Source organism: Plantactinospora sp. CA-290183 (assembly GCF_050936375.1).
In the GTDB taxonomy this organism is placed as follows: domain Bacteria; phylum Actinomycetota; class Actinomycetes; order Mycobacteriales; family Micromonosporaceae; genus Plantactinospora.
The window spans coordinates 252,228-265,190 of the sequence record NZ_JBNJMX010000006.1 but is presented as its reverse complement, the minus strand read 5'-3'; the positions used below and the strand labels follow the sequence as shown (position 1 = coordinate 265,190).

At 74.5% G+C, this 12,963-nt stretch carries 10 protein-coding genes; 4 read left to right on the top strand and 6 right to left on the bottom strand.

Annotation, left to right across the window (positions count from 1 at the left end):
* Nucleotides 1-343: 343 nt before the first annotated feature.
* Complete coding sequence (locus ACQEUR_RS14580; RefSeq protein WP_433030440.1) at nt 344-673, bottom strand: hypothetical protein; 330 nt, start codon at nt 671-673, stop codon at nt 344-346.
* Between the two features lie 345 nt (nt 674-1,018).
* On the opposite strand from ACQEUR_RS14580, the gene ACQEUR_RS14575 reads away from it, so the two are divergent.
* The 4 genes from ACQEUR_RS14575 (at nt 1,019) to ACQEUR_RS14560 (ending at nt 6,884) form a co-directional block, all read left to right on the top strand.
* Entirely contained in the window at nt 1,019-1,510 is a 492-nt protein-coding gene (locus tag ACQEUR_RS14575) for a DUF3145 domain-containing protein (RefSeq protein WP_433030438.1), read from the top strand.
* An 84-nt stretch (nt 1,511-1,594) separates the two neighbouring features.
* On the top strand, nt 1,595-3,322 hold the full coding sequence (locus tag ACQEUR_RS14570; protein WP_433030436.1) for a glycoside hydrolase family 3 protein: 1,728 nt from the start codon (nt 1,595-1,597) through the stop codon (nt 3,320-3,322).
* 170 nt (nt 3,323-3,492) lie between these two features.
* On the top strand, nt 3,493-4,605 hold the full coding sequence (locus ACQEUR_RS14565) for a glycosyltransferase family 2 protein (RefSeq protein WP_433030434.1): 1,113 nt from the start codon (nt 3,493-3,495) through the stop codon (nt 4,603-4,605).
* Nucleotides 4,602-6,884, top strand: coding sequence for a hypothetical protein (locus ACQEUR_RS14560; RefSeq protein ID WP_433030432.1), 2,283 nt, complete (start codon nt 4,602-4,604; stop codon nt 6,882-6,884). Before ACQEUR_RS14565 ends, ACQEUR_RS14560 begins: the two co-directional genes overlap by 4 nt.
* Nucleotides 6,885-6,903: 19 nt before the next feature.
* Here the strand turns inward: ACQEUR_RS14560 and ACQEUR_RS14555 are convergent, their stop codons facing one another.
* From ACQEUR_RS14555 to ACQEUR_RS14535, 5 genes are all read right to left on the bottom strand, one after another.
* Nucleotides 6,904-8,793: an Hsp70 family protein gene (locus tag ACQEUR_RS14555; protein WP_433030430.1), complete on the bottom strand. Its 1,890-nt coding sequence runs from the start codon at nt 8,791-8,793 to the stop codon at nt 6,904-6,906.
* Between the two features lie 106 nt (nt 8,794-8,899).
* Nucleotides 8,900-10,171 (bottom strand): D-arabinono-1,4-lactone oxidase, encoded by a 1,272-nt coding sequence (locus ACQEUR_RS14550; protein WP_433030428.1) that lies wholly within the window; start codon nt 10,169-10,171, stop codon nt 8,900-8,902.
* Nucleotides 10,172-10,214: 43 nt separating this feature from the next.
* On the bottom strand, nt 10,215-10,844 hold the full coding sequence (locus ACQEUR_RS14545) for a class I SAM-dependent methyltransferase (protein ID WP_433030426.1): 630 nt from the start codon (nt 10,842-10,844) through the stop codon (nt 10,215-10,217).
* A gap of 89 nt (nt 10,845-10,933) precedes the next feature.
* A complete protein-coding gene (locus ACQEUR_RS14540) occupies nt 10,934-11,650 on the bottom strand; it encodes a class I SAM-dependent methyltransferase (protein ID WP_433030424.1) in 717 nt (238 codons plus the stop codon).
* A gap of 131 nt (nt 11,651-11,781) precedes the next feature.
* Entirely contained in the window at nt 11,782-12,957 is a 1,176-nt protein-coding gene (locus ACQEUR_RS14535; protein WP_433030422.1) for a polymorphic toxin type 4 domain-containing protein, read from the bottom strand.
* Between the last annotated feature and the right edge of the window lie 6 nt (nt 12,958-12,963).

The window sequence follows — 12,963 nt, the reverse complement described above, 5'->3', positions numbered from 1 at the left end:
CGGGCATGGCCACCTCCGCGTCGAGCCGGGGGTAACCCTACCCACGGGTAATAATCCTGCCCCGTACGGCGCCGTTCCGCAGCGGAAGATCCGCCCTTTTCCAGCATCTGCGAAGGTCCGCGCCGACTGACCGGCACCGGTAGGGGCTCCGGCCGTCCCTGGATACCCGGCCGCCCGCGCGGTGAATCACCCGTCGGACGGCCGATGATTCACTGCGCGGCGTGCCGCTGCGGGCCGCCGTGCCGTCGGATGGCCGCCCCGACCGGGGAACCGGCGGACACGACGACGCCCCGCCACGGAGTCGTCCGGGACGGGGCGTCGGATGAATCGCGGAGCGGGCCGCTCAGCCCTCGAAGACGCCGGCCTCGACCAGGCGCTTCTCGCAGGTGTCCCAGCCGTCGCCGGGGTGCGCGGCGGCCAGGGAGTTGAGCTCAGCGCGGATCTTGGTGGCGTGACCGGCACCGGCCAGCACCCGGATCTCCTCGATGAACGCCTCGGAGTCCGTGCGCAGGTGGGTGACCTTGCCGTTGGTCAGGTTCCGCACGTAGGCGTGCTTGCCGCCGTTGAGCGGGATGAGGTACTTGAACTCGCCGAGCACGCTCAGGGCACCACCCTGACCGGCCTGGCCGGCGCGAACGGATGCGCGCGCGGTCTTGGAGGTGTTGCTCGCCACGGAGGTACTCCTTGAAGACGTACGGGAGGACGGAAGTCCGAGGGGGACATTCGGCGGCAAGCCGCCGAAAACGAACGGGCGGCACACGCCGCCGGGCAAATTTTACACGACGGCGGCGATGACCGGACGGCTACCGTCGCTGACACGAGGTCCAACCACTCCCACCGATCCGGCTATTCCCCCCGGCCGGTCCCGGTTGCCCGCCCCGGTCTGTTCCGGCGATTCCCCCCGGCCAGTTTCGTGAATCCCTGGCGTACCATCCGTCACACAAGTAATCATGTGTGGCAGCACCGCTCGGGCGTGAGGTCGTAGGGGAAGACGCACCTCGCTCTCCGGGAGGTCACCGTGCCAACGCGTGGCGTCGTATACGTCCACTCGACCCCGCTCGCCGTGTGCCAACACGTCGAGTGGGCGATCGCGCGCGTCCTGACCGCGCCGGTCAACCTGCACTGGACGGCCCAACCGGTCGATCCGGGCGCCCGACGGGCGCAGTGCGGGTGGTCCGGCCGGCCTGGGACCGGCGCGGAGCTGGCGGCTGCCCTGAGACAGTGGCCGATGATCCGGTTCGAGGTCACCGAGGAGCCGAGTCCCGGCGTCGACGGGGAGCGGTTCATGTACGTGCCCGGCCGGGGCCTCTTCCGGGCCACCGCCGGGGCGGCCGGAGACATCCAGCTCGGTGAGGACCGGCTCCGTACCCTCATGGAGTCCGCCCGGGCGCCCGAGGCGCTGGCCCACGCCCTCGACAAGGCCATGGGCACCGCCTGGGACGCCGAGCTGGAGCCCTACCGCTACGCCGGGGACGGTGCGCCGGTGACCCTGCTCACCCGGGTCGGCTGAGCGCGTCGCTCCGCTGGTCGGAGCCGGTGCGGCCCCGGCCGCCGGGGCATGGTCGAGTTGCCCGGCTAGTCCCGGACTGATGGGATGGCGGGCGTGTCGAATCCCCTCCGGCGGGTCTCGGTCGCACTCACCGTGCTCGCCATGTCGCTCCTGTCCGGCTGTGCCGACACCGCCGAGCGGACGGCGGGTCCCGACCCGTCCGCGTCCCCGTCGGCCACCGCCACCCCGGCCCCGCCGGACCCGGCGGCCCGGGCGGCGCAGCTGGTCGGCACCCTCAGCGACGAGGACCTGGTCGGCCAGGTCCTGATGCCGTACGCCTTCGGCAACTCGGCCACCGAGGTCTCCGAGGGTTCGGCGGCGGGCAACCGGAAACTGGCCGGCGTGCGGACCCCGGCCGAGATGATCGCCAAGTACCGGCTCGGTGGGCTCATCCTGGTCGGCTTCAGCGCCGACGATCCCACCGGCGGCAACCAGCCGACCACGAACGTCGACAGCCCCGCGCAGGTCCGGAAGCTGACCGGCGGTCTGCAGGCCGCGGCCGGGAAGCTGCCGGCCGGGACCGCGCCGATGCTGATCGGCATCGACCAGGAGTTCGGGGTGGTCACCCGGATCTCCGACGGGGTCACCAACCTGCCCAGCGCGATGGCCCTCGGCGCGGCCGGCCAGCCGCCGCTGACCGAGGCGGCCTGGCGGGCGGCCGGCACCGAACTCGCCGCGCTCGGCGTGAACGTCGACTTCGCGCCGAGCGCCGACGTGCTGACCGCGAACAGCACCGTGATCGGCTCCCGGTCGTACGGCTCGGATCCCCGGGCGGCGGGGGAGCAGGTCGGCGGCGCGGTCCGCGGCCTACAGGGCGCGGGCGTCGCGGCCACCCTCAAACACTTCCCCGGGCACGGCCAGACCGCCGCCGACTCGCACGAGGGGCTGCCGGTGGTGACCCAGGACCGCGGCGAACTGGAGGCCAGGTCGCTGCCGCCGTTCGCCGCCGGCATCGACGCCGGGGCGTGGCTGGTGATGACCGGCCACCTCGACGTACGGGCGATCGACCCCGGGGTACCGGCCACCTTCTCCCGCAAGCTCCTCACCGACGTGCTCCGGCACCAGCTCGGCTTCACCGGCGTGCTGGTGACCGACGCGATGAACATGGCCGCGATCAGCCGGCGACCCACCGCCGAGAACGCCGTGCGGGCCCTGAACGCCGGCAACGACCTGCTGCTCATGCCGCCCAACGTGACCGAGGCGTACGACGGCCTGCTGGCCGCCCTGCGCGCCGGGAAACTGCCGCGGCCCCGCCTGCTGGAGGCGGTGACCCGGGTACTGACGCTGAGGTTCCGCCTCGCCGACCGGCAGGCGCCGGAGCTGGCCACGCTGAACAGCCCCGAGCACCGCGCCGCCGCCCAGCGGGTGGCCGCCGCCTCGGTGACCATGCTGCGCGGCTCCTGCTCGGCGGCACCGGTGAAGGGACCGGTCACGGTGAGCGCCTCCGGCGGGCGCGACCGCACCCGGAAACTGCTGGCCGAGGCGCTGACCTCGGCCGGGGTCCGGGTGGTCCCCTCCGGCGGGACCGTGGTGCACCTGGTCGGCTACGGCGACGGCACCGGCGACCTGCGGGGCGACGCGGCGGTGACGGTCGGGATGGACACCCCGGACCTGCTCGGCCGGGCGAAGTCCAAGGTGCTGCTCGCGACGTACTCCTCGACGGCGGCGTCCATGTCGGCCCTGGCCGAGGTGCTTGCCGGCCGGGCCCGGCCGACCGGCCGCTCCCCGGTACCGGTACCCGGACTGCCCCGCTCGGCCTGCGCCGCCGGCTGACCGGTGCCGGTCCACCCGGCTCGCCGCGTACGCGCGTCGGCGCAGCTCAGCAGCGTGTCGCCGGCCGGTGCGGAGCCGATGGCGGTGCCGGCGCTGGTGACCTCGGTCACCGGGCCGGCTGGTAGCGTTCGGCTGTCCGACAGGCCGACCGAACGGGGGGTGCACGCGCTGTGACGCGCCGGGAGCCGACCCTGTCGGTCGTCGTGCCGATCTTCAACGAGGAGAGCGTGCTGCCCCTGCTCGTGCAGCGGCTGCGCGCCGTGCTCGACGGGCTCGGCGAGCCGTACGAGGTGGTCGCCGTCGACGACGGCAGCACCGACGCCACCCCGGCGGTGCTGGCCGGTGCCCGGCGCAGCTGGCCGCAGTTGCGGATCATCCGGCTGCGGCGCAACAGCGGCCACCAGGCGGCGCTCACCGCCGGGCTGTTCCGGGCCCGCGGCGACTACGTCGCCAGCATCGACGCCGACCTCCAGGACCCGCCGGAGGTCCTGGTCGAGATGCTGCTTCGAGCCCGCGCCGACGACCTGGACATCGTGTACGGGGTACGCAGCGACCGGTCCAGCGACTCGGTGTTCAAGCGCTCCACCGCCGGCCTCTACTACCGGTTGGTGCGCCGCCTCGTCGGCACCGGCGTGCCCGCCCAGGCGGGGGACTTCCGGCTGCTCAGCCGGGCCACCGTGGAGGCGCTGCGCGAGCTGCCCGAGCGACGCCCCGTGCTCCGGCTGGTGGTGCCGTGGCTCGGCTTCCCCAGCGCCGAGGTGCCGTACGTGCGCCAGCAGCGGGCCGCCGGCAGCACCAAGTACTCCCTCTCCCGGATGCTCCGGCTCGCCACCGACAGCATCACCAGCTTCTCGGCCGCGCCGCTGCGGGTGGCGACCTGGCTCGGGGCCGGCGGCATGGTGCTCTGCCTCGCGATGCTGGTCTTCGCGGTCGTGGCCTACCTGCGCGACTCCACCGTCGCCGGCTGGGCCTCGCTCTACGTCGCGGTGCTCTTCCTCGGCGCCGTACAACTGCTCTGCCTCGGCCTGCTCGGCGAGTACATCGGGCGGATCTACGTCGCCGTGCAGGGCCGGCCCAGCTACCACATCGGCTCCGACACCGGTGAGTCGCCGGACGCCCCGGTGCCGGCCGGTGCCGGCGACCCGCGCGACGGCGCGGAGAGCCGGGAGGGCCCGCCCGCCCCGGTGCCGGCCGCCGCCGCACCCGGCGACGGCCGGCTGGTCCGTGCCGGTTCCGGCAAGCCCGGCGCGCGCGCCGGCAGCGGCGCGAGGACACCCAGGTGACGGCTGCCGCTCCCGCGGTGGCCGAGAAGTCCGTACCGGCGCCGCCGGGCCCCGCCGCCGCGCTGCGCCGCTGGCTGCCGCTCGCCGCCGCGCTCGGGTACGTCGCCGTGGTGCTGCTCGCCGCGGACACCGCCCCGGCCGACCTCGCCCGCTACGCCGGATACCTGCTGCTGGCGCTGATCCTGCCGGGGGCCCTGGTCTACCGGTCGCTGCGCCGCCGGCCGCACACCCTGGTCGAGGACCTGGCCATGGGCGCCGCCGTCGGGCTGGTGCTGGAGCTGCCCGCCTGGGCCGTCTTCGCCGCCCTCGGGCTCGCCGAGTGGCTCTGGCTCTGGCCCGCCGCGATCGTCGCGCTCTTCGCGGCCGTACCCGGGCTGCGGCGGCACTGGCTGGTCCGGTACCCGGAGCGGGCGCCGGTCGGCTGGTCCTGGTCGGTGGCGGGCGTGGTCGGGTTCTTCACCACGTACCTCTCGGCGACCTTCCTGGAGCGCAACCCGGTGCTGCCCACCTCGGAGGGCACCCGGCAGTACCTCGACCTTGCCTACCAGCTCTCCCTGGCCGGCGAGGCGAAGCACCAGTTCCCGATCCACCTGCCGCAGGTGGCGCAGGAGCCGCTGGACTACCACTGGTTCGGGTACGTGCACATGGCCGCCACCAGCCTGATCGGCGGCATCGAGCTGCCGGTGGTGGCGCTGCGGCTGACCGTCCCCGCGCTCTGTGCCGCGGCGATCGTGCTCACCGCGGTCCTCGGCTGGCGGGTCAGCGGCCGGCCCTACGTCGGGGCGATCGCCGCCGCGCTCTTCTTCGTGATCGGCGAGACCAACTTCACCGACCCGGTGACCATGCCGTTCGGCACCCAGACGTCCTTCGTGATCTGGCACGGCATGTCGATGATCTACAGCTGGGTGCTGCTGATCGCGCTGGTCGCGGTGCTGGCCGACGTGGTCGACCGGCGTACCGACCGGCCGGTCGCGCCGATCGGCCGGGGTGCGGCGGTGCTGGCGCCGCTGCTCATGCTCGCCTCCAGCGGGGCGAAGGCCAGCTCCCTGCCCGTGGTCGGGGTGGCGCTGGCGTTCACCGCGGTCGCCCTGCTGGTCAGCACCCGACGCATCCCGTGGGCGGTGGTCGCCGCCGGCCTCGGTACCGCCGCCGCGCAGCTCTTCGCCACCGCCGTGCTCTACCGGTTCAAGGCGTACGGCATCGAGGTGAGCCCGCTCGGCACCCTGGAGGGCTACTGGACGCCGCCGCCGGACCAGTCTGGCTGGACACAGCCGCTGGTGGTGGCCGCCGTGCTCGCCGCCTTCCTGGTCAACATGCAGCTGCGGGCGGCCGGTGTGGTGGCGCTGCTCCGGCTGCGCCGGGGACGACTCGAACCCCTCCAGTGGTTCCTGCTCGGCGGCGCGCTGGCCGGGCCCGGCCTATACCTGCTGCTGTTGCAGTCCGGCGGCGCCAACCAGTACTTCACCCGGGCCGGGTTCACCTTTGCGGTGGTCCTCTCGGCCTGGGGCTACGTGCTGGTCGCCGACCGGGCCCGGTTGACCCGGCGGGAGCGGGCCGCCCTCGGCGCGTTCGCCGCCACTCTCGCCGTCCTGCTGGTCGCCGTCCAGTTCCGGTACGCCGCACCGGCCCCGGCCGGTACCCCGCTCGACTGGCTGGCACCGCTGCTCTGGTGGGCCGGTGGGCTCGCCCTGCTCACGGTGCTCGCCGCCGGTGCGTGGCGGCCCCTGACCCAGGGGATCCCCGCGCTGCGCCGCCGGGGCGGGGTGCTGCTGCTCACCGCCCTGCTGGTGGTCGGGGCGCCCGGGCTGCTGATGGACATGCGCAAGTCCGAGCGGGTCCCGAACGGTGGCGCGTACACCAACGTGCCGCTGCCGAAGTCCCGGGTCGACGCGGCCCGCTGGACCCGGGAGCACAGTTCGCCGGCCGACGTGCTGGCGACCAACGTGCACTGCCTGGCGGTGGTGAACGGCTGGTGCGACGCGCGCTCGTTCTGGCTGAGCGCGTACGCCGAACGCCGGGTGCTGGTCGAGGGCTGGGGCTTCGCGCCCCGGGTCGCCGCCATCGGGGCGTACACCCCGTTCTGGGACCAGGACCTGCTGCGCCGCAACGACGCCGCGTTCACCGCCCCGACCGCCGACGGGCTCCGCGAGCTGCGGGACCGGCACGCCGTACGGTGGCTGGTGGTGGACCGGTCGGTGGGGCGGGAGTCCCCGGAGCTGGGCCGGCTGGCCCGGTTGCGCTTCGACAACGGCCGGATGGCGGTCTACCAGCTCGGCTGACCGGGGTCCGCCGACGCGGTCAGTTCCCGCCCACCCGAGCGCCGTCGGTGAACCGGGCGTGCGTCGCCGCGAAGGCGTCGATCATCGCGGCCTCCAGCTGGAACAGTTCCGGGTCGGTCCAGGCGCCACCCTCCGTCCGCAGCGCGGACACCGTCAGCATCCAGCACAGGTTGCCGTCCCAGACGTTGAGGGAGTAGAGGGCCCCCTTCGCCAGGCCGGGCTTCGGGGGCTCCAGGTCGACGGAGAGTTGCTGGATGAAGGCGTGGTCACCGAGGGCCGGCACCTCGCTGGGGCCGGGAACGTTCTTCCCCGCCTGGCTCAGGCTGGACCGGTGGGTCTCGGCCGCGCTGGACGGGTTGTGGAAGGCCCAGACGTGGAACGAGGCCAGCAGTCCGGTCTGCGGCTCGACGTGCTCGCGGTCCAGACCGCAGCTCAGGCTGAAGCTCTCCGGACCCGCGCTCCGGCCGTCGTCGGGCTTCACACGCTGTCTCTCGAACATCACGCCGAGGCGCCTGAGGTCGACCCTGTCGCAGAGCGCATGCGGCAACCGGCTGACGTGGTACTTCCGCACCGCGGGCGGCATCGGGGGTACCGGAATCGGCCCGGACCCCCCGGTGGTCGGCCCGGCCGCCGTGCCGGCCGGGCCAGGCCGCCCGGGGGTGTCGGCCGGGTCGCGGTTGACCAGCCAGTAGCCGGCCGTGCCGGCGCAGAGCGCGAGGAGCAGGGCGGCCCCGGCCGCGCCGGCGGCGAGCCGTCCACGCGGCCGGCGGGACGGTGTGCCGGCCGGCGCGGGCAGCGGCCCCGGTGCCGACGGCGTGCCGGAGCCCGCCGGCACCGGCGGGTGGGCGGAGGCCCCGGACGGCGGCGCCGGGGTCGGCAACAGGTCGAGGGCGCCCTCGGCCACCACCAGTTCCGGTTGTTCGGTGACGATCGGCGCCACACCGAGCGCGCGGTGCAGCAGGGTGGCGACCAGCGGCATCCGGCTCGACCCACCGACCAGGAAAACCCCACCGAGTTCGGTCGGGCCGAGCTTCGCCCGGGCCAGGATCGAACTGGTCAGCGCGACGGTCGGTGCCAGCACCGGCGCGGCGAGCGCCTCAAGCCGTTCCCGGCCGAGCGGTACCTCGCGGCCGAGGGCGGGAACCGCGACGACCGTCCCGCTGGCCCGGGAGAGCATCTCCTTGGCGGTCCGGACCTCCTCCCACAGGTGCCGACGGCTCGCCTCGTCGGTCCAGAGCCGGCCGCAGGAGGCCGCCAGGTCGGTCACCACCGCGGCGTCGACGTCCAGGCCGCCGACGTCGTCCAGCCCTTCCGAAGCGACCACCTCGAAGCCCTCGGCCCGACCGCGCAGCAGCGTGACGTCGCAGGTGCCGGCGCCGAGGTCGTAGACGAGAAGACAGCCACCGGACGGTAGTTGGTCGGTCCGGGTCCGGCCGAAGTACGTGGCGGCGGCGACCGGCTCGGCGACCAGGTGCGGGCGGCCCATCCCGGCCTGCCCGGCGGCCTCGGTGAGCAGGGTCCGGCGGGCGGTGCCCCAGGCGGCGGGATGGGTCAGCACGACCTCGGGGGCGGCGCCCCCGGTCACCCGGTACGCCTCGGCCGCCACCCGCCCCAGCACGGCGGCGACCAGGTCGCGCACCGCGATCTCGCGGTCCCCCAGCAGCACCGTGTGCTCGTCGACCCGCCGTTTCGGGTTCGGCTCCAGGCGTTCGGGGTTCGCGCGGCCGAGGTGGGCCGCGTCGCGGCCGGTGTGCAGCTGGCCGTCCAGACCGAGCAGGACCGCCGAGGAGAGCAGCGGCGAACCGTCGAAGAGCAGTGGACGGACCCGGCCGTCCGGCCAGCGCAGCATCGCGACGGTACTGGACGTGCCGAAATCCACAGCGAGCCGGAGTCCGGTTGGCGCGGTCATGATCCGCGATGCTAGCCGGCCGACGGAGACCACCGGGCGGCCGAGCGGGGTACGGGCCCCCGGTTGGCCGGAAGCTGCCGACCGGGCCCCCGAGCCGCGCGGCGGCTCAGGCGGTCTCCGGGAACCACCGGTCCAGCAGGTCGTTGCGGAACTTGCCGGTCGGGTCGGCCCGGCACATCAGCGCGGTGAAGTCGGCGTGCCGTTCGTAGCTGTCACGCAGCGCCCCGGCGGAGACGCCGAACAGCTTCCCCCAGTGCGGCCGGGCCCCGAACGGCGCGAGCCGCTCCTCGATCGCGGCCAGCACCGGCAGCACCGCCGAGGTGTCCGCGACCCAGGTGAAGTGCAGCGCCGCGCTGTCCCGCCGGTACGCCGGGCTGAGCCAGAGTCCGTCGGCGGCGATCGTCCGGATCTCCGAGATCTGGAGTACGGCGGCGATCCGGTCCCGGATGTCGTCCAGCGCGGCCAGCGCCTCGACGAGGTCCCGCCGGGGCACGAAGTACTCCGTCTGCAACTCCTCGCCGCTGCTCGGGGTGAACTCCAGCCGGAAGTGCGGCAGCCGGGCGTGCCAGGGCCCGGGGACACCGAGCTGTTCGGTGCAGTGCACCGGCGACATCCCCGGTACGGGATGCCGGGGCGAGTTGGCCAGCCGGGCGTCGAGCCAGCGGGGTTCGGCCCGCCAGCCGTCGACGGCGTCGGTCCGGCGCTTCACCCAGACCTGGTTGATCCGCGGCCCGGCCCAGTCGGTGAAGAGGCTGACGCTGTAGCCGGCACCGAGGATCTCCGCGTGGTCGGTGTCGAGACGGTGCCACGGCAGGTCGTCGTAGACGTACTGGCTGATCTCGAAGGTCGGCTCCAGGTCCAGGGTCACCCGGGTGGCGATGCCGAGCGCGCCGAGCCCGACCACGCTGCCGAGGAACTCCTCGCCGTCGGCGTCCCGGGTCAGGGTCCGCAGTTCACCGTCGGCACCGACCAGCTCCAGCGCGGAGACGGCGGTGGCCAGGTTGCCGTTGCGCTCGCCGGAGCCGTGGGTGGCGGTGGCGCAGGCGCCGGCGACCGAGATGTGCGGCAGGGAACCGAGGTTGTGCAGCGCGTACCCGGCCTCGTGCAGGCGGGCGACGAGTTCCCCGTACCGCATTCCGGCCGCGACCGTGACCGTGGCGCGGTCGGTGTCGATCTCCAGCAGCGGCGGCAGGGCGGTCACCGCGACCAGGTCGCCGGCGGTGTCGGCGATCGGGTTGAACGAGTGGCCGGTGCCGAGCGCGTGTACCCGGTCGCTGCCGGCGACCAGCGCCCGCAGCTCCGGCACCGAGCGGGGGTGGTGCAGCCGGGCGGCGCCGAAGGCGACGTTGCCGGCCCAGTTGGTCGGCCGTTCGGACATGAGCAACCTTTACGAGGGGTGGGGTCCGCCCGGGGCGGTCGGTTCAGGCGGGGTGACTGGCCAGCACCGGGTCGCGCATCCGCATCAGCCAGAAGCTGGACGGGACGCGGGTGGCGTCGTCGATGATCTCGCCGTCGACGTCGGCGAAGGACTCCCGGGCGAGCGCGACGAAGCCCTCCGGGGTCCGGACGTGCTCGCCGCGGTCGTTCTCCGACATCCACCGGGAGATCCGGCCCTGCCGGGGCTCGAAGCAGGTGTCCACCGCGATCACCCGGCCGCCGGGGGCGAGCGCCCGGCCGGCGACCTTGAGCAGGTGCCGGGAGTCGGCGTCGGAGAGATGATGCAGCAGCCCGAGCAGGAGTACGGCGTCAGCCGGCGGGATCTGCCCGAGGTGCTCCTCGCCGAAGACCTCGCAGCGGAACTCGGCCCGGTCACCCCAGCGCTTGCGGGCGTGCGCGATGTAGCGGGCCGAGGTGTCGAAGCCGAAGTAGCTGACCCGGGGCAGCCGCTCGAAGTAGTAGGCCGGGCCGCAGCCGACGTCGATCACGGTGTCCCCGTCGGAGAGCGCCAACTCGTCCAGGCAGCGGTACCGCAGCCGGTCGGCGCCCAGGCCGCGCTGCAGCGCGACGTAGAGCGAAACGTGCCCGAGCAGTCCCTTGACCGCTGACAGCATCTCCGTCACTCCTCCTCGTCCCGGACCGGGTCGGATGAATCGCGGGTCCTGGAGACCGTACCGGTCGGGGTCGACCCGGCGCCGGTCGGTCAGTGCCGTTCCGGCCGGTGCGCGCGCAGCATCAGGGAGACGCCGGGCAGCGACTTCACCGGCAGGTAGCGCTCGGCCGTGATCACCGCGCGCAGCCCGAGATTCACCAGGGCGGGCAGGTCGTCCAGGTCGCTGCCGGTGGAGCGGCGTCGCCGCCAGGCGGCGACCGGGCGCAGCAGCACGTTCCAGCTCCACACCTCGTCGACCACCAGGCCGGCCTTCTCGACGACCTCGGTCAGCGTCCGCCGGTCGTAGCGCCGGACGTGGCCGACGGCCACGTCGTGCGCCGACCACAACCGCATGTCGCAGGGTACGGCGATCAGCGCGGTACCGCCGGGCCGCAGGGTGCGCCGGATCTCGGCCGCGGCCAGGTGGTCCTCGTCGACGTGTTCCAGGATGTCGAAGGCGACCACCAGATCGAGGCTGGCCGAGTCCAGCGGCAGGTGCCGGGCGTCGGCCCGGATGGTGGCCAGCCCGCGCTCGACGGCGATCGTGGCGCCGTCCGCGCTGTATTCCAGGGCGACCGGCCGCCAACCGTGCGCCCGGAGCACCCGGGTGTTGCCGCCACCGGCCGCGCCGATGTCCAGCGCAGGCCCGGGGGACCGGCCAGCGGCCGCCAGCCGGCGCAGCGCCCGGGCCAGCAGAGCGCGCCGCTCGCGGTACCACCAGTGGGTGTCCTCGAGCGTGGCGAGCTTGTGGATCTCGGTCGCTTCCACGCGTGCTCCTCGCAGTCCGGGCGGCCCCCACCCTAGCGGTCGGACCGGATCGGATCGGGGAGAGGGCGGGGACGCCCGGCGGGTCCCGGCCACGACGGACCGTGCCGGCGCAACGACCTCGGCCACCGGGGCTACAGGTCGGGGCGGGGCAGGGCGACGCTGGTGCTCGACTCCGACGGGTGCCGCGGATGGGTCGCGAAGATGATCCTGTGCTGGTCGCGGGCGCGGCCACCGGCGGCGATGATGAGGTCGTACTGGTACCGGGCCGCCACCGCCTGGACGCCGAACTCCCGCAGCGGATGGCTGGTCACCTGTGCCCGCAGCACCAGGTGCTCACCGGGCCGGAGGGTGCGTTGCAGGCCCCGGATCTGGCTCTCCAGCGTCTGCTGGCGACCCCGGTTGAAGCTCCGCCCGGCGTACATGACGCCGGCCGCCACCTCGGACCCGAACTGCCGGGGCCACAGGTGGGCCCGGTCGCACGCCAGCCCGGCGAGCGCGGCGACCTGGGCGGCGGCCGGCAGCGTGTTCTCCAGACCGTACCGGCGGGGAAGGTGGCGCAGGATCTCGCCGTAGATCGTGACGATCTGCCGGTCGAACCGGTCGTACTCGACGACCACCTTCTCGACGCCGGGACCGTGGATCCGGGTGTCCGGGCGCAGTGTCGCCGGATAGCTGAACTCGGTGTTGCCGACCATCACGCTCTGCGGGCGTGCCGCCGTGTGGAGCACGCGCGGCGCCGCGTCACCGGGGAGGCTCACCGGGGTCTCCCGGGCCCCGGGCGCGTCGAGTGGGGCCGTCCGCTCCGGCGGCGCCGTCCGGGGAAGCACCGGACGGGGATCGCCGAGCGGGTGCCCACCGGGCTGCCCGGGGGCGTCCAGCGGACGAACGGTCGCCGGTCCGCTCGCGGTCGGGCCGCTCGACCCCGCGGTGAGGAGGTCGGCGGCGTAGGCCACCGCGGCGGCTCCCGCGACGCCGAGGGCGGCGACGGCCAGTGCCTCCGCGAGACCCGGGACCAGTGCGGTGGCGGCCGCCTCGGCGGCGAGGGTACCGGCCGCCCCGGCGAGTACCTCGGCGGTAGTGGCCGCCCCCGCGACCCCGGCGGCGGTCTCCGCCACGATGGCTCCGGCGGCGGTCTCCGCCACCACGGCGCCGGCGGCGGCCTCGGTGGCACCGGCCAGGGCGGTACCCGCCACGCTGGCCTCGGCGGCGGCGGCGCCCTCGACCGTCGCGGCGGTCAGCGTGGCTCCACCGAAGAGTTGGAGCGGCGGGACACCGGGCAGCGGCGGTGCGACCGGTCGGACATGCATGCCTGG

What these genes read in the sequence shown, in the direction of transcription:
- ACQEUR_RS14570 (WP_433030436.1), top strand. Translation starts at nt 1,595, where the DNA reads ATGGCGGGCGTGTCGAATCCCCTCCGGCGGGTCTCGGTCGCACTCACC.
- ACQEUR_RS14555 (WP_433030430.1), bottom strand. Translation starts at nt 8,793, where the DNA reads ATGACCGCGCCAACCGGACTCCGGCTCGCTGTGGATTTCGGCACGTCC.
- ACQEUR_RS14550 (WP_433030428.1), bottom strand. Translation starts at nt 10,171, where the DNA reads ATGTCCGAACGGCCGACCAACTGGGCCGGCAACGTCGCCTTCGGCGCC.
- ACQEUR_RS14545 (WP_433030426.1), bottom strand. Translation starts at nt 10,844, where the DNA reads ATGCTGTCAGCGGTCAAGGGACTGCTCGGGCACGTTTCGCTCTACGTC.
- ACQEUR_RS14535 (WP_433030422.1), bottom strand. Translation starts at nt 12,957, where the DNA reads ATGCATGTCCGACCGGTCGCACCGCCGCTGCCCGGTGTCCCGCCGCTC.